This window comes from Pseudomonas sp. R25(2017) (assembly GCF_002112565.1).
Lineage (GTDB): Bacteria > Pseudomonadota > Gammaproteobacteria > Pseudomonadales > Pseudomonadaceae > Aquipseudomonas > Aquipseudomonas ekonensis.
On sequence record NZ_NEHZ01000003.1, the window covers coordinates 203360 to 221303 of the forward strand.

Annotated in this window: 19 protein-coding genes; 7 read left to right on the forward strand and 12 right to left on the reverse strand. The window is 65.1% G+C overall.

Features of this window, described 5'->3' with window-relative positions:
* Positions 1-122 precede the first annotated feature (122 nt).
* Complete coding sequence (gene algW, locus CAG31_RS05390) at positions 123-1283, reverse strand: Do family serine endopeptidase AlgW (RefSeq protein ID WP_085578629.1); 1161 nt, start codon at positions 1281-1283, stop codon at positions 123-125.
* Positions 1284-1385: 102 nt separating this feature from the next.
* Here algW and CAG31_RS05395 point away from each other — a divergent pair, with 102 nt between their 5' ends.
* The 3 genes from CAG31_RS05395 (at position 1386) to cysN (ending at position 5263) form a co-directional block, all read left to right on the forward strand.
* Positions 1386-2144: a Nif3-like dinuclear metal center hexameric protein gene (locus CAG31_RS05395; RefSeq protein WP_085578631.1), complete on the forward strand. Its 759-nt coding sequence runs from the start codon at positions 1386-1388 to the stop codon at positions 2142-2144.
* 289 nt (positions 2145-2433) lie between these two features.
* Positions 2434-3351: a sulfate adenylyltransferase subunit CysD gene (gene cysD / locus CAG31_RS05400; protein ID WP_085578633.1), complete on the forward strand. Its 918-nt coding sequence runs from the start codon at positions 2434-2436 to the stop codon at positions 3349-3351.
* Between the two features lie 13 nt (positions 3352-3364).
* On the forward strand, positions 3365-5263 hold the full coding sequence (cysN, locus tag CAG31_RS05405; RefSeq protein ID WP_085578635.1) for a sulfate adenylyltransferase subunit CysN: 1899 nt from the start codon (positions 3365-3367) through the stop codon (positions 5261-5263).
* Between the two features lie 237 nt (positions 5264-5500).
* Here cysN and CAG31_RS05410 read toward each other — a convergent pair whose 3' ends face one another.
* The 3 genes from CAG31_RS05410 to CAG31_RS05420 are packed head-to-tail and all read right to left on the reverse strand — an operon-like array spanning position 5501 to position 8864.
* Positions 5501-6406, reverse strand: a complete 906-nt coding sequence (locus CAG31_RS05410) for an acyltransferase (RefSeq protein WP_085578637.1) — start codon at positions 6404-6406, stop codon at positions 5501-5503.
* Positions 6407-6410: 4 nt separating this feature from the next.
* Entirely contained in the window at positions 6411-8510 is a 2100-nt protein-coding gene (gene pta, locus CAG31_RS05415; RefSeq protein WP_085578638.1) for a phosphate acetyltransferase, read from the reverse strand.
* A 60-nt stretch (positions 8511-8570) separates the two neighbouring features.
* Complete coding sequence (locus CAG31_RS05420) at positions 8571-8864, reverse strand: DUF3565 domain-containing protein (RefSeq protein WP_371856091.1); 294 nt, start codon at positions 8862-8864, stop codon at positions 8571-8573.
* A gap of 12 nt (positions 8865-8876) precedes the next feature.
* On the opposite strand from CAG31_RS05420, the gene CAG31_RS05425 reads away from it, so the two are divergent.
* From CAG31_RS05425 to CAG31_RS05435, 3 genes are all read left to right on the forward strand, one after another.
* Entirely contained in the window at positions 8877-9362 is a 486-nt protein-coding gene (locus tag CAG31_RS05425; RefSeq protein WP_085578640.1) for a peptidylprolyl isomerase, read from the forward strand.
* Between the two features lie 123 nt (positions 9363-9485).
* Positions 9486-9968, forward strand: coding sequence for a glutathione peroxidase (locus CAG31_RS05430; RefSeq protein ID WP_085578642.1), 483 nt, complete (start codon positions 9486-9488; stop codon positions 9966-9968).
* A 157-nt stretch (positions 9969-10125) separates the two neighbouring features.
* The gene (locus CAG31_RS05435) at positions 10126-11229 is read left to right on the forward strand and encodes an NADH:flavin oxidoreductase (RefSeq protein WP_085578644.1); all 1104 of its coding nucleotides are present in this window, start codon (positions 10126-10128) and stop codon (positions 11227-11229) included.
* Between the two features lie 130 nt (positions 11230-11359).
* Here the strand turns inward: CAG31_RS05435 and CAG31_RS05440 are convergent, their stop codons facing one another.
* Positions 11360-12559 carry a glycosyltransferase family 1 protein gene (locus CAG31_RS05440; RefSeq protein WP_085578646.1) on the reverse strand — a complete coding sequence of 400 codons (1200 nt, stop codon included), beginning with the start codon at positions 12557-12559 and terminating at the stop codon, positions 11360-11362.
* A 51-nt stretch (positions 12560-12610) separates the two neighbouring features.
* Positions 12611-13363 (reverse strand): sulfate transporter CysZ, encoded by a 753-nt coding sequence (cysZ, locus tag CAG31_RS05445; RefSeq protein ID WP_085578648.1) that lies wholly within the window; start codon positions 13361-13363, stop codon positions 12611-12613.
* A 311-nt stretch (positions 13364-13674) separates the two neighbouring features.
* Here cysZ and trxB point away from each other — a divergent pair, with 311 nt between their 5' ends.
* Entirely contained in the window at positions 13675-14637 is a 963-nt protein-coding gene (gene trxB / locus CAG31_RS05455) for a thioredoxin-disulfide reductase (RefSeq protein WP_085578650.1), read from the forward strand.
* 155 nt (positions 14638-14792) lie between these two features.
* On the opposite strand, the gene CAG31_RS05460 is transcribed toward trxB, so the two are convergent.
* The 6 genes from CAG31_RS05460 to CAG31_RS05485 form a co-directional block, all read right to left on the reverse strand.
* Complete coding sequence (locus tag CAG31_RS05460; RefSeq protein WP_085578652.1) at positions 14793-15131, reverse strand: HopJ type III effector protein; 339 nt, start codon at positions 15129-15131, stop codon at positions 14793-14795.
* Complete coding sequence (locus CAG31_RS05465) at positions 15124-15420, reverse strand: DUF1244 domain-containing protein (protein ID WP_085578654.1); 297 nt, start codon at positions 15418-15420, stop codon at positions 15124-15126. The genes CAG31_RS05460 and CAG31_RS05465 overlap by 8 nt, the downstream gene beginning before the upstream one ends.
* Before the next feature lie 68 nt (positions 15421-15488).
* Entirely contained in the window at positions 15489-15860 is a 372-nt protein-coding gene (gene folX / locus CAG31_RS05470; RefSeq protein ID WP_085578656.1) for a dihydroneopterin triphosphate 2'-epimerase, read from the reverse strand.
* Complete coding sequence (gene folE, locus CAG31_RS05475) at positions 15861-16421, reverse strand: GTP cyclohydrolase I FolE (protein ID WP_085578658.1); 561 nt, start codon at positions 16419-16421, stop codon at positions 15861-15863.
* 18 nt (positions 16422-16439) lie between these two features.
* A complete protein-coding gene (folM, locus tag CAG31_RS05480; protein ID WP_085578660.1) occupies positions 16440-17150 on the reverse strand; it encodes a dihydromonapterin reductase in 711 nt (236 codons plus the stop codon).
* 103 nt (positions 17151-17253) lie between these two features.
* A complete protein-coding gene (locus CAG31_RS05485) occupies positions 17254-17823 on the reverse strand; it encodes an antibiotic biosynthesis monooxygenase (protein ID WP_085578662.1) in 570 nt (189 codons plus the stop codon).
* Between the last annotated feature and the right edge of the window lie 121 nt (positions 17824-17944).

Here is a 17944-nt window from a genome sequence, read left to right on the forward strand (position 1 = left end):
CTGCGGCGCTTCGGCTGACGCCATCGCCAGCAGGCTGGCTCCCACCGTGTTCTGCGGTGAACACAGCGGCTGGGACCCATCCAGATCCCCTGTGGGAGCCAGCCTGCTGGCGATTGGATGGGTCAGTTCTCTTCCTGTTCCTTGACCGGTGCCGGCGGCGGACGCAGGCCGATTTCCGCGGTCAGCTTCAGTTCCTTGCCGTTGCGCATCACCTGGATCGTGACTTTGTCGGTCGGTTTGATCCGCGCCACCTGGTTCATCGATTTGCGGCCGTCACCGGCCGGTTCGCCGTCGATGCTCAGGATCACGTCGCCCAGTTGCAGGCCGGCCTTCTGCGCCGGGCCGTCGCGGAAGATCCCCGCCACCACGATGCCCGGACGGCCGGACAGGCCGAACGACTCCGCCAGTTCCTGGGTCAGCGGCTGCACCTCGATGCCCAGCCAGCCACGGATGACCTGGCCGTGCTCGATGATCGACTTCATGACCTCCATCGCCAGCTTCACCGGGATCGCGAAGCCGATGCCCTGGGAGCCGCCGGACTTGGAGAAGATCGCCGTGTTGATGCCGGTGAGGTTGCCGTTGGCGTCCACCAGGGCGCCGCCGGAGTTGCCGGGGTTGATGGCCGCGTCGGTCTGGATGAAGTCTTCGTAGTTGTTCAGGCCCAGTTGGTTGCGCCCGGTGGCGCTGATGATGCCCATGGTCACGGTCTGGCCGACGCCGAAGGGGTTGCCGATGGCCAGGGCGACGTCGCCGATGCGGATGTTGTCGGAGCGGCCCACGGTGATCGCCGGCAGGTTCTTCAGGTCGATCTTGAGCACCGCCAGGTCAGTCTCGGGATCGCTGCCGATGACCCGGGCCAGGGTCTCGCGGCCGTCCTTGAGGGCCACGACGATCTGGTCGGCGCCGCTGGTGACGTGGTTGTTGGTCAGGATGAAGCCTTCCGGGCTCATGATCACGCCGGAGCCCAGGCTCGACTCCATGCGCTTCTGCTTGGGCGAGTTGTCGCCGAAGAAGCGGCGGAACTGCGGGTCGTCGAACAGCGGATGGGCCGGTTTGGCGATGACTTTGGTGGTGTACAGGTTGACCACCGACGGCGCGGCGATGGTCACGGCGTCGGCGTAGGTCACCGGCCCCTGCTGGATGCTGGTGGTCTGCGGGGCTTGCTGCAGGTTGACGTCGAGGCTCGGGAGCCCGACCCACTGCGGGTAACGCTGGATGATCAACAGAGCGATAAGCACGCCGGCCAACAGCGGCCAGCCGAAAAAACGCAGCGCCTTGAGCATTAAGCACGTCCTGGAAAAGTTGCAGGCGGGGTCGGACCGCCCATAATGTCGCGCATTATACGAGGCCGCGCGCGCCTCTGAACGGATATTTAGGAGTCTTTCATGGCCGTCGCCCTGAGCACCCTGGTCGAGGAAGCCGACCGTTACCTCGGCAGTTCGAAAATCGCCGATTACTGCCCCAACGGCCTGCAGGTCGAGGGCCGGCCGCAGGTGATGCGCATCGTCAGCGGCGTCACCGCCAGCCAGGCGCTGCTCGACGCCGCCGTCGAAGCCGAGGCGGACCTGGTGCTGGTGCACCACGGCTACTTCTGGAAGGGCGAGAACCCCTGCGTCACCGGCATGAAGCAGCGCCGCCTCAAGACCTTGCTCAAGCACGACATCAGCCTGCTGGCCTACCACCTGCCGCTGGACCTGCATCCGGACGTCGGCAACAACGTGCAGTTGGCCCGTCAGCTGGACATCACCGTCGAAGGGCCGCTGGATCCGGACAACCTGAAGGTCGTCGGCCTGGTCGGCTCGCTCAGCGAACCGGCGACGCCGCGGGATTTCGCCCGGCGGGTGCAGGAGGCCATGGGCCGCGAGCCGCTTTTGGTCGAAGGCAGCGCGATGATCCGGCGGGTCGGCTGGTGCACCGGCGGCGGCCAGGGCTACATCGACCAGGCCATCGCCGCCGGGGTCGACCTGTTCCTCAGCGGCGAAGCCTCGGAACAGACCTTCCACAGCGCCCGGGAGAACGGCATCAGCTTCATCGCCGCCGGCCACCACGCCACCGAACGCTACGGCGTGCAGGCGCTGGGCGAGTACCTGGCCAGGCGGTTCGCCCTGGAGCACATCTTCATCGATTGCCCGAACCCCATCTGAAACCGGCGGGGCTGGCTGCGGGAGCGGGCTGCCTGACATGCCGATGCCGGATGTGCCGCCGTCATCGCCAGCAGGCTGGCTCCCACAATGTCATGCACGGCACGGAACCTGTAGAACCGGCCTGCTGGCGACAGCGTCGCTGAAGGCGTCGTTCAGGCCGAACCGACGGGCATATTCATATGCCCTTTCGATCTAGTTGGCGCCCTGATTAGAAGCAGGGCGCTGTGCTAGGATTCGGCCCTCGAACACGGCCCGCTGGCCGTTCATAAGAAAGCTTTCGTGAGTAGCCATGGTCGACAAACTGACGCATCTGAAACAGCTGGAGGCGGAAAGCATCCACATCATCCGCGAGGTGGCCGCCGAGTTCGACAATCCGGTGATGCTGTACTCCATCGGCAAAGATTCCGCCGTGATGCTGCACCTGGCACGCAAGGCGTTCTTCCCGGGCAAGCTGCCGTTTCCGGTGATGCACGTCGACACCCAATGGAAGTTCCAGGAGATGTACAGGTTCCGCGACCGCATGGTCGAGGAAATGGGCCTGGACCTGATCACCCACGTCAACCCGGAAGGCGTGGCGCAGGGCATCAACCCGTTCACCCACGGCAGCGCCAAGCACACCGACATCATGAAGACCCAGGGCCTCAAGCAGGCGCTGGACAAGCACGGCTTCGACGCGGCCTTCGGCGGCGCCCGCCGCGATGAAGAGAAATCCCGCGCCAAGGAGCGCGTGTACTCGTTCCGCGACAGCAAGCACCGCTGGGATCCGAAGAACCAGCGTCCGGAGCTGTGGAACGTCTACAACGGCAAGGTCAACAAGGGCGAGTCGATCCGTGTCTTCCCGCTGTCGAACTGGACCGAGCTGGACATCTGGCAGTACATCTACCTCGAAGGCATCCCGATCGTGCCGCTGTATTTCGCCGCCGAGCGCGAAGTGATCGAGAAGAACGGCACGCTGATCATGATCGACGACGACCGTATCCTCGAACACCTGAGCGACGAAGAGAAGGCACGCATCGTCAAGAAGAAAGTGCGTTTCCGTACCCTTGGCTGCTACCCGTTGACGGGCGCGGTGGAGTCCGAGGCCGAAAGCCTGACGGACATCATTCAGGAAATGCTGCTGACGCGGACTTCCGAGCGTCAGGGCCGGGTCATCGACCACGATGGCGCAGGCTCGATGGAAGACAAGAAACGTCAGGGCTATTTCTAATTAGGGTCGAACCATGTCGCACCAATCCGATTTGATCAGCGAGGACATCCTCGCCTACCTGGGCCAGCACGAACGCAAAGAGCTGCTGCGCTTTCTGACCTGCGGCAACGTCGATGACGGCAAGAGCACCCTGATCGGGCGCCTGCTGCACGACTCCAAGATGATCTACGAAGATCACCTGGAAGCGATCACCCGCGACTCGAAGAAGGTCGGCACCACCGGTGACGACATCGACCTGGCGCTGCTGGTCGACGGCCTGCAGGCCGAGCGCGAGCAGGGCATCACCATCGATGTCGCCTACCGCTACTTCTCCACCGCCAAGCGCAAGTTCATCATCGCCGACACCCCGGGCCACGAGCAGTACACCCGCAACATGGCCACCGGCGCGTCCACCTGCGACCTGGCGATCATCCTGGTCGACGCCCGCTACGGCGTGCAGACCCAGACCCGCCGCCACAGCTTCATCGCGAACCTGTTGGGCATCAAGCACATCGTCGTCGCCGTCAACAAGATGGACCTGAAGGACTTCGACCAGGGCGTGTTCGAGTCGATCAAGGCCGACTACCTGCAGTTCGCCGAAGGCCTGAAGATGAAGCCGTCGAGCATGCACTTCGTGCCGATGTCCGCGCTCAAGGGCGACAACGTGGTGAACAAGTCCGAGCGTTCGCCGTGGTACACCGGCCAGTCGCTGATGGAAATCCTCGAGACCGTGGAAGTGGCGGGCGACCGCAACTTCACCGACCTGCGTTTCCCGGTGCAGTACGTCAACCGTCCGAACCTGAACTTCCGCGGTTTCGCCGGCACCCTGGCCAGCGGCATCGTGCACAAGGGCGACGAAGTCGTGGTGCTGCCGTCGGGCAAGAGCAGCCGCGTCAAATCCATCGTCACCTTCGAGGGCGAGCTGGAGCACGCAGGTCCAGGCCAGGCCGTGACCTTGACCATGGAAGACGAGATCGACATCTCCCGCGGCGACCTGCTGGTGCATGCCGACAACGTGCCGCCGGTCACCGACAGCTTCGAGGCGATGCTGGTGTGGATGGCCGAAGAGCCGATGCTGCCGGGCAAGAAGTACGACATCAAGCGCGCCACCAGCTACGTGCCGGGCTCGATCGCCAGCATCGTCCACAAGGTGGACGTGAACACGCTGGAGGAAGGTTCGGCGAGCGCGTTGCAGCTCAATGAGATCGGCAAGGTGAAGATCGCCCTCGATGCGCCGATCGCCCTGGACGGCTACGACAGCAACCGCACCACCGGCGCGTTCATCGTCATCGACCGCTTGACCAACGGCACCGTCGGCGCCGGCATGATCGTCGCCCAGCCGGTGAGCCACGGCACCGCCACGCAGCACGGCAAGTTGGCCCATGTAGCGACCGAGGAGCGCGCCCAGCGCTTCGGCCAGCAGCCGGCCACCGTACTGTTCAGCGGCCTTTCCGGCGCGGGCAAGAGCACGCTGGCCTATGCGGTCGAGCGCAAGCTGTTCGACATGGGCCGTGCGGTGTTCGTGCTGGACGGCCAGAACCTGCGCCATGACCTGAACAAGGGCTTGCCGCAGGACCGTGCCGGCCGCACCGAGAATTGGCGCCGAGCCGCCCATGTGGCGCGTCAGTTCAACGAAGCCGGCCTGCTGACCCTGGCCGCGTTCGTCGCGCCGAGCGCCGAAGGGCGCGAGCAGGCGAAGGATCTGATCGGCAAGGAGCGTCTGCTGACGGTCTATGTCCAGGCATCGCCGACCGCCTGCGCCGAGCGTGATCCGCAGGGCCTGTACGCGGCGGGTGGCGACAACATTCCGGGCGAGTCCTTCCCGTATGACGTGCCGCTGGATGCCGACCTGGTGGTCGATACCCAGTCCGTGTCCCTGGAAGAGGGCGTCAAGCTCGTGCTGGATCTGCTGCGCAGCCGCGGCGCGATCTGAGCCTTGGCCTGAAACGCAAAGCCCGCCGATGAGCGATCATCGGCGGGCTTTTCGTTTGGGCTGTCCTGATCTCAAGCTCCTGCGGGGCTCGGACTGACGTCATCGCCAGCAGGCTGGCTCCCACATGGATTGCGTTGGCCGCAGGCGCTGCATTCAACCGAATCCCCTGTGGGAGCCAGCCTGCTGGCGATGGCGCCGGTCAAGGCGCCGCAGGAACGGAACCTATGCATCGCACGGTCAGCGGCGCCCAGGAAACTCGCGGTTCAGCTCCTCCAGCAACGCATCCTTGTCCAGCCACATTTGATTGATCCAGCCCTGGAACTGCAGGCGGTATTCGCCGTCCTGGTCGTAGTTGCGGCCGACGAACTGCGGCGGCACCTTCAGTTCCTCGACATGCACCACCACCTCCTTGACTCGGCCGCACAGCAGGTCGGCGAAGCCGGGGCGCCCGCCCGGGTAGTGGAGGGTCACGTTGACGATCGACTCCAGCTGTTCCCCCATCGCATCGAGCACGAAGGCGATGCCGCCGGCCTTGGGCTTGAGCAGGTGCCTGAACGGCGACTGCTGCTGGGCATGCTTGGCGGCGGTGAAGCGCGTGCCTTCGACGAAGTTGAAGATGCCCACCGGGTTGTCGCGGAACTTCGCGCAGGTCTTGCGGGTGGTCTCCAGATCCTTGCCTTTCTTTTCCGGATGCTTTTCCAGGTAGGCCTTGGAGTAACGCTTCATGAACGGAAAGCCCAGCGTCCACCAGGCCAGACCGATCACCGGCACCCAGATCAGCTCTTGCTTGAGAAAGAACTTCAGCGGCTGGATGCGCCGGTTGAACACGTACTGCAGCGCCAGGATGTCGACCCAGCTCTGATGGTTGCTGGTGATCAGGTACGAGTGCCGGTAGTCCAGGCCCTGCAGGCCGCTGACGTGCCAGCGGGTGCGGCAGACCAGGTTCATCCAGCCTTTGTTGAGGCTGATCCAGGCTTCATGGGTGTGGCTCATCAGCCAGCGGGTCAGGCGTTGGGTGAAGGCGAACGGCAGCACCTTGAACAGCGCCACCACAAACAGGAACGAGCACAGCAGGATCGTGTTCAGCGCCAACAGCAGCGCGGCGATGACGCCGCGCAAGGGAGCGGGAAGAAAGGCCAGCATCGAGTCAGATATCCAGGGTTCGGTTGGCGGCTTGGATCGCGGTCAGGGCAATGGTGTAGACGATGTCGTCGACCTGGGCGCCGCGCGGCAGGTCGTTGACCGGCTTGCGCAGGCCCTGCAGCATCGGGCCGAGGCTGACGCAGTCGGCGCTGCGCTGCACGGCCTTGTGGGTGGTGTTGCCGGTGTTCAGGTCGGGGAACACGAACACCGTGGCGCGGCCGGCCACCTGGCTGTTCGGCGCCAGTTGCCGGGCCACGGTCTCGTTGGCGGCGGCGTCGTACTGCAACGGGCCGTCGATCAGCAGCGCGCGTTGCTGCTCGTGGGCGAGCAGGGTGGCTTCGCGCACCTTCTCGACTTCCTCGCCGCTGGCCGATTCGCCGCTGGAGTAGCTGATCATCGCCACCCGCGGCGTGATGCCGAAGGCCGCCGCCGAGTCGGCGCTCTGCAGGGCGATCTCGGCCAGTTCCGCCGCGCTCGGGTGCGGGTTCATCACGCAGTCGCCGTACACCAGCACCTCTTCGGGGAACAGCATGAAGAACACCGACGACACCAGGGTGCAGCCCGGCGCGGTCTTGATCAGTTGCAGGGCCGGGCGGATGGTGTTGGCGGTGGTGTTGATGACGCCCGACACCAGGCCGTCCACCTCATCCAGCGCCAGCATCATGGTGCCGATGACCACGGTGTCTTCCAGCTGCTGCTCGGCCATCGGCGCATTGAGGCTTTTGCTCTTGCGCAGGGCCACCATCGGTTCGACGTAGCGTTCGCGGATCAGGTCCGGGTCAAGGATCTCCAGGCCCGGCGGCAGTTCGATGCCTTGGGCGCGGGCCACGGCCTCGACGTCGGCGGGCTTGGCCAGCAGCACGCAGCGGGCGATGCCGCGCTCCTGGCAGATCGCGGCGGCCTGTACGGTGAGCGGTTCGCTGCCTTCGGGCAGGACGATGCGCTTGTTGGCCACCTGGGCCCGCTGGATCAGCTGGTAGCGGAACACCGCCGGCGACAGGCGCATCTCCCGCGGGGTGCCGCAGCGCTGGTGCAGCCAGTTGGCGTCGAGGTGGCTGGCGACGAAGTCGGTGATGATCTCGGCGCGCTCGCGGTCGTCGACGGGGATTTCCTTGTTCAGGCCGTTGAGCAGGTTGGCGGTGTCGTAGGAGCCGGTGCTCACTGACAGCACCGGCAGGCCGGCCTGCAAGGCGCCGCGGCACAGCTCCATGATGCGCGGGTCGGGCAGGGTGTCGCTGGTCAGCAGCAGGCCGGCCAGCGGCACGCCGTTGATGGCCGCGAGGCTGACGGCCAGGATGATGTCGTCGCGGTCGCCGGGGGTCACCACCAGCACGCCGGGCTTGAGCAGGTCCACGGTGTTGCGCATGGTGCGCGCGCAGATGATGGTCTTGGTCATGCGCCGGGTTTCGTAGTCGCCGGCGTTGAGCACCTGGGCGCCCATCAGGTCGGCGACGTCGCGGGTGCGCGGGGCGTTGAGCTCGGGCTGGAACGGGATGCAGCCCAGCAGGCGGAAATCGCCGCTGCGCAGCAACGGCGAATGTTCCTTCAGGCGCGCCGCGAAGGCGTCCATGCTCTCGTCGGTCTTGACCTTGTTGAGGATGACGCCGAGGACCTTCGGGTCCTTCGGCCCGCCGAACAGCTGCGCCTGCAGCTCCACCCGGCCGGACAGCTCGGTCAGCACTTCGTTTTCCGGCGCCGAGACCAGGATCACCTCGGCGTCCAGGCTCTTGGCCAGGTGCAGGTTGACCCGTGCGGCGTAGCTGGCGCTGCGGGTCGGCACCATGCCTTCGACGACCAGCACGTCCTTGCCGACGGCGGCCTGCTGATAAAGGGTGATGATCTCTTCCAGCAGCTCGTCGAGCTGACCGTCGCCGAGCATCCGCTCGACATGGGCCAGGCCCAGCGGCTGCGGCGGTTTCAGGCCGTGGGTGCGGGCCACCAGCTCCGTGGAGCGTTCAGGGCCGGTGTCGCCGGGGTGCGGCTGGGCGATCGGCTTGAAGAAGCCGACCTTCAGGCCGGCCCGTTCCAGCGTACGCACCAGCCCGAGGCTGATGGAGGTCAGGCCCACGCCGAAATCGGTGGGCGCGATAAAAAAAGTCTGCATGCGGATTCTCTAAGGGTGCATGGCAATGGCGATCAGCGGCTTTGGGCGATCTGCCTGAATTCAGTCGCCAAGGTTATCGCTAACCGAGCCCTGCGCGCACCAACCGCACGCGAAGGGCCGGCCTATTTTTTCAAGGCGTTGCGCCGGATCCAGCACCCACGCCCGCGACTGCCAGGGCGGCTGGTGGCGCAGGTGCTGGGTATGGCCGCAGGACAGCTCGGCGACCCAGTGGCCGTCCTCGTCCTGGTGGAAGCCGGTGACCGTCGCCGGGGGCGTTTGTTCCCGTCTGTCCGGGTTGTGTTCGCTTTCGGGCAAATCCTTGTTTAGACTTGTCCGTTCTTCATTCTTATGCAAAGGTCCCGCCTCATGCTGATCGCCGCCAACAAGGCTGTCTCCATCGACTATACCCTGACCAACGACGCTGGTGAGGTCATCGACAGCTCCGCCGGCGGCGCACCGCTGGTTTACCTGCATGGTGCAGGCAACATCATTCCGGGCCTGGAAAAAGCCCTGGAAGGCAAAGGCGCCGGTGACGAACTGAGCGTTTCCGTCGAGCCGGAAGACGCCTACGGCGAATACTCGGCCGAACTGGTCAGCACCCTGAGCGCCAGCATGTTCGAAGGCGTCGACAAGCTGGAAGTCGGCATGCAGTTCCACGCTTCGGCGCCGGACGGTCAGATGCAGATCGTCACCATCCGCGACATCGACGGCGATGACGTCACCGTCGACGGCAACCACCCGCTGGCCGGTCAGCGCCTGAACTTCAAGGTCAAGGTCGTCGCCATCCGTGACGCCAGCCAGGAAGAGGTCGCTCATGGCCACGTCCATGGCGAAGGTGGCCATCACCACTGATTTTCTGCGCTAAGCTTTCGAGTACTGGAGAGGCGCCCTGAGGGCGCCTTTTTAGTCTGCGGCTGTCCTTGGCGCGCTGCCAAGCGGCTGTTTCAAGGGGAACACGGGAATCTGGAGTCCGTCATGAGTGCTTTTCACGACCTTAAGTTGACAGCCCTGGATGGCCAGGAGCTACCGCTGGCGCCCTTCAAGGGCCAAGTCGTGCTGGTGGTCAACGTCGCCTCCAAATGCGGGTTGACGCCACAGTACGCGGCATTGGAAAACCTTCATCAGCAGTACAAAGGCAAGGGCTTCAGCGTGTTGGGCCTGCCGTGCAACCAGTTCGCCGGCCAGGAGCCTGGCTCCGAACAGGAGATCCAGGAGTTCTGCAGCCTGAACTACGGGGTCAGTTTCCCGTTGTCGAGCAAGCTTGAGGTCAACGGCCACGAACGGCATCAGCTCTACCGCTTGCTGGCGGGCGAGGGGGCCGAGTTCCCCGGCGACATTACCTGGAACTTCGAGAAGTTCCTGCTGGGCAAGGACGGCCGCGTACTGGCCAGGTTCTCGCCGCGCACGGCGCCGGACGATCCGGCCGTGATCACCGCGATCGAAAAGGCATTGAGCTGAAACACGAAAATCGCAGCCATCGGACTGCGATTTTTTTTGCCTGCCTTTTGACCCTAAATCATTCAGATCAATAATGCTTTCATGTGGGTGGCGTCACGCATATTATCGCCGTCATATGGCCTCGTGCCTGTCGACAACGTTTTCGTGGAGCTTCCCGATGCCCGTCCAAGCCCTGTTCAAACCGTTCCAGTTAGGTGCCCTCGAACTGCCGACCCGCGTGGTCATGGCCCCCATGACCCGCTCGTTCTCGCCGGGCGGCGTGCCGAACAGCAAGGTCATCGAGTACTACCGTCGCCGTGCGGCGGCCGGGGTCGGCCTGATCATCACCGAAGGCACCACCGTGGGCCACCAGGCCTCCAACGGCTATCCGAACGTGCCGCACTTCTATGGCGAGGCGGCGTTGGCCGGCTGGAAGAAGGTCGTGGACGCGGTGCACGCCGAAGGCGGCAAGATCGTTCCGCAGCTGTGGCACGTGGGCAATGTGCGGCGCCTGGGCACCGAGCCGGACGCCAGCGTGCCGGGCTATGGCCCGTCGGAAAAGCTCAAGGACGGCCAGGTCGTGGTGCACGGCATGAGCAAGCAGGACATCCAGGACGTGATCGGCGCCTTCGCCCAGGCCGCCAAGGATGCGCAAAGCATCGGCATGGATGGCGTGGAGATCCACGGCGCCCACGGCTACCTGATCGACCAGTTCTTCTGGGAAGGCAGCAACCAGCGCACCGATGAGTACGGCGGCGACCTGGCCAACCGTTCGCGGTTCGCCATCGAACTGATCCGCGCCGTGCGTGCGGCGGTCGGCGAAGGTTTCCCGATCATCTTCCGTTTCTCCCAGTGGAAGCAGCAGGACTACACCGCGCGCCTGGTGCAGACCCCCGAGGCGCTGGGCGAATTCCTCAAGCCGCTGGCCGACGCCGGCGTGGACATCTTCCACTGCTCGACCCGCCGTTTCTGGGAACCGGAGTTCGAAGGCTCCGAGCTGAACCTGGCCGGCTGGACCCGCCAGCTGACCGGCAAGCCGACCATCACCGTCGGCAGCGTCGGCCTGGACGGCGAGTTCCTGCAGTTCATGGTCAACACCGACAAGGTCGCGCAGCCCGCCAGCCTGGAGAAACTGCTGGAGCGCCTGAACAACGACGAGTTCGATCTGGTGGCGGTGGGGCGTGCGTTGCTGGTGGATCCGGACTGGGCGCAGAAAGTCCGCGAAGGCCGCGAACAAGAGATTCTGCCGTTCAGCCGCGAGGCGTTGATGACGCTGGAGTAGGCGGCGCCTTCACTGGCGCCATCGCCAGCAGGCTGGCTCCCACGAAGGGCTCGGTGGCCACCGGGCACCCGAGAAACCTGTGGGAGCGACCTGGTTTCGGGCGGCGATCCGACGAATAGGGCTGCCCGGATCAGGGCAATGTCTGCGCGTTCGGCATCGTCTGCTCCCCTGAGCACGCCCCGCGCAGATGCCCTTCGAACTGCTCGACGATCGTCGCCCAGCCCTGACGGCTGGCATGCTGGCGCGCATTCAGGCGCACGGAGCGCAGGGTTTCCCGCTCTTCCAGCAACCATGCCGCCGCCTCGCAGAACGCTTCCTCGTCGCCCGGCATCGCCAGCACGCCATTGTAGCCATGGCGGATGTGCTGCGCCGCCGCAGCCTGGTCGTAGGCCACCACGCCCAGACCTGAGGCCAAGGCTTCGAGCACCACGTTGCCGAAGGTTTCGGTGAGGCTGGGGAACAGAAAGATGTCCCCCGACGCATAGTGCGCCGCCAACGCTTCGCCGCGTTGCGAGCCGCAGAAGATCGCCTCGGGCAGCTGCTTTTCCAGGGCGGTGCGCAGCGGACCGTCGCCGACCACGATCAGCTTCGCGCGGCGTTGTGGATAAGTGCTGCGCAGCCGTTCGAAGCTGCGTCCCAGCAAGCCGAGGTTTTTCTCGGCGGCCAGTCTTCCGACGTAAATCACCGCGATGTCCTGCTCGCTCAGACCCCACTGCGCACGCAAGGCGTCCAGGCGTTTGGCCGGGTGGAACAACTGGCTGTCCACCCCCCGCGACAGCAGCGCCAGCCGGTCGAAGTGCCGGCGCTCCAGCTCCAGGCGTTGGCTGACGCTGGGCACCAGCGTCAGCGCCGAGCGGTTGTGGAACCAGCGCAGGTAATGGGTCAGCAACCGCGTCAGCACGCTGAACCCGTACTGGTGGGTGTACTGCTGGAAGTTGGTGTGGAAGCCGCTCACCACCGCGATCCCCAGGCGCCGTGCCGCTCGCAGCGCCGACAGCCCGAGCGGGCCTTCGGTGGCGATGTACAGCACGTCCGGGCGCTGGCGTTTCCAGCGGCGCAGCAGCTTGTGCATCGACGATTGTCCCCATTGCAGCCCGGGATAACCCGGCAACGGCCAGCCCCGGCACAGCAGCACCCCGTCGTCGGCGCTGCGTTGGGGATCGTCGCCCTGGCGCGGGCGCACCAGTTCCACCCGGTGCCCGCGCGCGCGCAGGCCTTCGCACAGGCGACCCAGGGTATTGGCCACCCCGTTGATTTCGGGAGGGTAGGTTTCGCTGATCAGGGTGATGTGCAGAGCTGTCGTCATGGCCCCAGTGTCGGCTGGGGCCATGTCGCGGTTGTGACATCCGGATGATGGATTTGTGACCGGCCGCCGCCCGGGTCAGGCAGGGGTGGCCAGACGCTCGGCGCCGCGCTCGCGCACCCAGAACAGCGTCGCGCCGGCCACGGCCGCCGGCATCATCAGGATGTTCACCAACGGAACCATCAGCGCCAGGTAGACGACCCCGCCGAAGCTCATGCTCTGCCAGCGCTTGTGCCGCAGCCAGGCGAGCATTTCGTTCCAGCCCAGCTTGTGGTTGTCCGCCGGGTAGTCGATGTACTGGATCGCCATCATCCACACCCCGAACAGCAGCCACAGGGGCGCTGCGACGATGTTCACCACCGGAATGAACGAAAGGATGAACAGCCCCACCGCCCGGGGCAGGAAGTAGCCGAGCTTGCGCATCTCCCGGGCCAGGGTGCGCGGCACCATGGCGATCAGTTCGCCCCAGCTGAAGGCCGGGAAGTCGTCGGTGCCGCGCACCACCACTTCGACCTTCTCCGCCAGGAAGCCGTTGAACGGCGCCGCGATGACGTTGGCCAGCATCGTGAAGGTGAAGAACACCATCAAGGCCACCAGCACCACGAACAGGGGCCACAGGATATAGCTGAGAAAGCCCAGCCAGTCGGGCAGCGATGGCATCAGGGCGTCGACCCACAGGCTGAACTGATGGCCGGCCAGGTAGATCAATCCGACGAACAGCACCAGGTTGATCGCCAGCGGCAGCAGCACGAACAGGCGCAGGCCGGGGCTGAGAACCAGCTTCAGGCCTTCGCGCAGGTATTGCGGTCCGGACAGGACAGGGGCGGGCATATCGGGCTCCGAGCAAGGGAAAACGCGCCGACCTTACCGGCTTTGCCCGGCAGGCGAAAGCGCGGCGGTGGGATCGACATTCACTGTAACAAAGACGGCCGGCTCGTCAGCGTGTCCGCATAGAGACCACCTATGAGCTGGATTGTTAAACCGTATTTCCTTAATCTTGCCCCCCTCGATACGCTGCACCCAACTTTTTGCAGGACTGTCGAGCCCATGCCTTCCCCAAGGTTATCCACAGTCCTTTTTTATTCCCGCCGGCAGTCCGGCGTCCGCGCCAGTGGTTCTGGCCGGTCAACAGGAGCAGGTCCATGTCTGAAGTCCGTCATTCGCGAGTGATCATCCTCGGTTCCGGCCCTGCCGGTTACAGCGCTGCGGTGTACGCGGCCCGTGCCAACCTCAAGCCGCTGCTGATCACCGGCATGCAGGCCGGCGGTCAGTTGACCACCACCACCGAAGTGGACAACTGGCCGGGCGACGTCCACGGCCTGACCGGTCCCGTGCTGATGGAGCGCATGCGCGAGCACGCCGAACGCTTCGAGACCGAGATCGTGTTCGACCACATCAACGCCGTGGACTTCGCCTCCAAGCCTTACAGCCTGACCGGTGACAGCGGCACCTACACCTGCGACGCCCTGATCATCGCCACCGGCGCCAGCGCCCGCTACCTGGGCCTGCCGTCGGAAGAGACCTTCATGGGCAAAGGCGTTTCCGCCTGCGCGACCTGCGACGGTTTCTTCTACCGCAACAAGCCGGTGGCCGTGGTCGGCGGCGGCAACACCGCTGTCGAAGAGGCGCTGTACCTGGCCAACATCGCCAGCAAGGTCACCCTGATCCACCGCCGCGACACCTTCCGCGCCGAGAAGATCCTGATCGACAAGCTGCACGCCCGTGTCGCTGAAGGCAAGATCGAGCTGAAACTGAACGCGACCCTGGACGAAGTGCTGGGCGACAACATGGGCGTGACCGGCGCCCGCCTGAAGAACAACGACGGCAGCTTCGACGAAGTGAAGGTCGACGGCGTGTTCATCGCCATCGGCCACACCCCGAACACCTCGCTGTTCGAAGGCCAGTTGGAGCTCAAGGACGGTTACCTGGTGGTGCAGGGCGGCCGTGACGGCAACGCCACCGCGACCAGCGTCGAAGGCGTCTTCGCCGCCGGCGACGTGGCCGACCACGTGTACCGCCAGGCCATCACCTCGGCCGGCGCCGGCTGCATGGCGGCCCTGGACACCGAGCGCTATCTGGACGGTCTGCAGAACGCTGCGCACTAACACCGCAGAAACGAAAAAACCGGCCTTGGCCGGTTTTTTTGTGCCCGCGATTGCTTGGGCGATGCAATCCCGATGTGGCGGATGTTGCTCTGCGGTGGCTTGACTGACGCCATCGCCAGCAGGCTGGCTTCCACAGGGATAGTGTCTTTCGGGACTCAGCGGCGGGTCAGGGGCTGGGCTTCGAACTTCACGCCGGCCAGGCCGTGCTTGATCAGCGCGCGGATGTTGCCGTGGTCGCTGCCTTCCGGAGTCGCGACCACCGAACGGTAGTGCTCGCCGAACGCCAGCAGCGCCTCTTCGTCGCTCAAGCCTTCCAGCAGCGCCAGGCCGAGGGTCTTGCAGGAACCTTCGTTCTGCCCGGCTGCGTTTTCCACGCCGCCGTTGTTGAAGGCCTGCTGGCGATAGTCGTAGCCGGCGTCGATGAACGCCAGGGTGTCGGCGAAGGCGTGTTCGCCGCTCTTGAAGCTGGCGCGCAGGGTGTTCAGGTCACTCATTGGGTTTTCCTTTGGCGAACGCCGCCTGTTGTTCGGCGCTGGCTTCTTGCTGATAGTGGGCTTTCCAGTCGGCGTACGGCATGCCGTAAACCACTTCGCGGGCGTCATCGAGGCTCACCTCGATCTGGCGCTCGTCGGCGGCGGCCTTGTACCACTTGGACAGGCAGTTGCGGCAGAACCCGGCGAGGTTCATCAGGTCGATGTTCTGCACGTCCTTGCGGCTGTCCAGGTGGGCGACCAGCCGGCGGAAGGCGGCGGCTTCGAGTTCGAGGCGTTGTTGCTCGGTCATGATGGGCTCTGTGCAGTCAAATCGTGGCGCGGATGATAAAAGCCTGGCGCCCGATGCGCCAGTTACGCTCAGCGGCTGGCCGCCAGGGTGATCGACACCGATTCGGCGAACCGCAGCGCATGGGGCTTGTCGACCTCGACCTCGGCGTACTGCACCGCCGTGTTGGCCATCACCAGATCGAGCAGCTCCTGGGTCAGGCGTTCGAGCAGGGCGAAGCGGTTGCCTTCCACGTGGGCGATGATGGCCTTGGTGATGGTGCGGTAGTTGAGCGCATGGTCGATGTCGTTGTCGCGCACCGCTTCCTGGGCGGCGTACAGGATGGTCAGGTTGATCAGCACGTCCTGCTTGTTGAGGATCTCGTCCTCGTTGATCCCGATGAAAGTGCGCAGGCGCAGATCCTTGACCCGGATGCGCGCCGTTCCCGGCTGAAGTTGTGGCATTTACGTGCTCCGTCCAATCAATTGCAGGAACTCCTGGCGGGTGTTGCTCGACTCGCGGAAGGCGCCGAGCATGACCGAGGTGTTCATGGTCGAATTCTGTTTTTCGACACCGCGCATCATCATGCACATGTGTCGGGCCTCGATGACCACCGCGACCCCTGCGGCAGCGGTGACCTGTTCGATGGCCTCGGCGATCTGCCGGGTGAGGTTCTCCTGGATCTGCAGGCGGCGGGCGAACATGTCCACCAGCCGTGCGACCTTCGACGGCTCCAGCACCCTGCCTGTCGGAATATAAGCCACATGGGCCTTGCCGATGAAGGGCAGCAGGTGATGTTCGCACAGCGAGTACAGCTCGATGCCGGGCACGATGACCATCTCGTCGGTGTCGGAGGCGACCAGCGCACCGTTGACGATGGCCTCGACGCTTTGCCCGTAGCCGTCGCACAGGTAGCGCATGGCCTTGGCCGCGCGCTCGGGCGTGTCGAGCAGGCCCTCGCGGTCGGGGTCTTCGCCGAGGCCGACGAGGATTTCGCGGTAATGGCCGGACAGGGAAGGCGTCATGGTGATCCTCGCGGGCGCTTATTTGACGTGCCGCCCGCCGTTGACGGTCAGGGTGGTGCCGGTGACGTAGGGGTTGTCGAGCAGGTAGCGCAGGCTCTGGTAGACCACCTCGCTGCCGGGCTCGATGCCCAGCGCGGATTTGGCCAGTGCCTTGGCGCGGTACGCCGCGTCGTCGTCCGGGTTGAACAATAGCAGGGCCGGCGCGATGCCGTTGACCTTGATCGCCGGCGCGTAGCGGGCGGCGAAGGACAGGGTCAGGCTGTCGAGGCCGGCCTTGGTGGCGCAGTAGCCGATGTGCTTGCTGCTGCCTCGGCGGGTCACGTCGTCGCTGATATGGACGATGTCGGCCGGGCCGGACCTGCGCAGCAGTTCCTCGCAGTGCAGGTTGATCAGGTACGGCGCGAGCATGTGCACGCCGAACATCCGCGTGAAGTCCTGGCCCTGGCGGGCGTCGCTTTCCTCCAGCCATTCGGAGGCGTTGTGCACGATGCCCCGCAGGCTGTCGGTGCGGGTCTTCAGGTCAGCGATGAAGCTCAGGATGGAGGCTTCGTCGCAGAAGTCCGCCTGCAGGCCGATGGCGCCCAGGTCGCGCAGCGCCTGCACGCCGGGGCGTTCGGTGCGGTAGGTGAACAGGACGCGGTGGCCGTCTTCGAGCAGGCGCTGCGCGCAATGCAGCCCGACACGCTGGCCGGCGCCGGTGATGAGGATCGGGGCGGGGGTGGAGGTCATGAACGGCTCGCGTCGGGGGGAGAGCAAAAACTATAACAGCGGCGCGGGCGCAGACCTACGCATGGATCGGCAGGAGCGGGCCGGCCCGCCCCTACGCCGGGGGTTACGGGTTCTGGGTGGAGGGGGCGGCGGGGGCACGGCGCGCCGGCGTGCCGCTCAGCCAGTTGGCCAGCAGCCTCGTCGACAGCGGAATGAAGAAATAGACCATCAATGGCGTCAGGCACAGCGTGCTGACGAACACCCGCGGCAGCAGGCTCATGTCGGCGAGCAACGGGCCCAGCACGAAATTGAACAGCAGCGACACCGGAAAGAACGCCAGCCAGATCGCCACCGCTTGCTTCCAGCGTGGCGGCCGTTGTCCGGCGGCGCCGAACCAGCCTTCGATGCCGCTGACCCGGTGCTCCTTCGGATGGGCGAACAGATCGCTGCCGCGGGCAAGCCAGGCGGTGCGCGACGCGGAGTGCTCCCAGGCGTGCAGCGTCTGTTCGTCGGCGAAGCGGAAGATGATCTGGAATTCGTTGTCGTCGGGCGGCGGGGCGAGCACGCCGGAACCCAGGTAGCCAGGAAAGTCGGTGGCCAGTTGTTCGCCTTCGCGCAGCCAGGCGATCAACTCCTGATAACGGCCTTCGGCGACGCGGCGGGCGACCATCAGCGTGACGGGTGAAGCAGACATTTTGTATCTCCGTATTACAGATGCGTCGCTCCGGATAGGGGCAACGCCTGAACGCGGCGCCGGGGTGGTGGGCCGCGTTTTTCGACAAGCAAGGATTATTCCGGATTTCCCCGATAAAACC

Coding starts and splice junctions, on each gene's coding strand:
- CAG31_RS05435 (WP_085578644.1), top strand. CDS start 10,126: ATGCCCGTCCAAGCCCTGTTCAAACCGTTCCAGTTAGGTGCCCTCGAA.
- CAG31_RS05395 (WP_085578631.1), top strand. CDS start 1,386: ATGGCCGTCGCCCTGAGCACCCTGGTCGAGGAAGCCGACCGTTACCTC.
- trxB (WP_085578650.1), top strand. CDS start 13,675: ATGTCTGAAGTCCGTCATTCGCGAGTGATCATCCTCGGTTCCGGCCCT.
- CAG31_RS05465 (WP_085578654.1), bottom strand. CDS start 15,420: ATGACCGAGCAACAACGCCTCGAACTCGAAGCCGCCGCCTTCCGCCGG.
- algW (WP_085578629.1), bottom strand. CDS start 1,283: ATGCTCAAGGCGCTGCGTTTTTTCGGCTGGCCGCTGTTGGCCGGCGTG.
- cysZ (WP_085578648.1), bottom strand. CDS start 13,363: ATGCCCGCCCCTGTCCTGTCCGGACCGCAATACCTGCGCGAAGGCCTG.
- CAG31_RS05485 (WP_085578662.1), bottom strand. CDS start 17,823: ATGTCTGCTTCACCCGTCACGCTGATGGTCGCCCGCCGCGTCGCCGAA.
- cysN (WP_085578635.1), top strand. CDS start 3,365: ATGTCGCACCAATCCGATTTGATCAGCGAGGACATCCTCGCCTACCTG.
- folE (WP_085578658.1), bottom strand. CDS start 16,421: ATGACGCCTTCCCTGTCCGGCCATTACCGCGAAATCCTCGTCGGCCTC.
- folM (WP_085578660.1), bottom strand. CDS start 17,150: ATGACCTCCACCCCCGCCCCGATCCTCATCACCGGCGCCGGCCAGCGT.
- folX (WP_085578656.1), bottom strand. CDS start 15,860: ATGCCACAACTTCAGCCGGGAACGGCGCGCATCCGGGTCAAGGATCTG.
- CAG31_RS05425 (WP_085578640.1), top strand. CDS start 8,877: ATGCTGATCGCCGCCAACAAGGCTGTCTCCATCGACTATACCCTGACC.
- CAG31_RS05460 (WP_085578652.1), bottom strand. CDS start 15,131: ATGAGTGACCTGAACACCCTGCGCGCCAGCTTCAAGAGCGGCGAACAC.
- cysD (WP_085578633.1), top strand. CDS start 2,434: ATGGTCGACAAACTGACGCATCTGAAACAGCTGGAGGCGGAAAGCATC.
- CAG31_RS05410 (WP_085578637.1), bottom strand. CDS start 6,406: ATGCTGGCCTTTCTTCCCGCTCCCTTGCGCGGCGTCATCGCCGCGCTG.
- CAG31_RS05440 (WP_085578646.1), bottom strand. CDS start 12,559: ATGGCCCCAGCCGACACTGGGGCCATGACGACAGCTCTGCACATCACC.
- CAG31_RS05430 (WP_085578642.1), top strand. CDS start 9,486: ATGAGTGCTTTTCACGACCTTAAGTTGACAGCCCTGGATGGCCAGGAG.
- pta (WP_085578638.1), bottom strand. CDS start 8,510: ATGCAGACTTTTTTTATCGCGCCCACCGATTTCGGCGTGGGCCTGACC.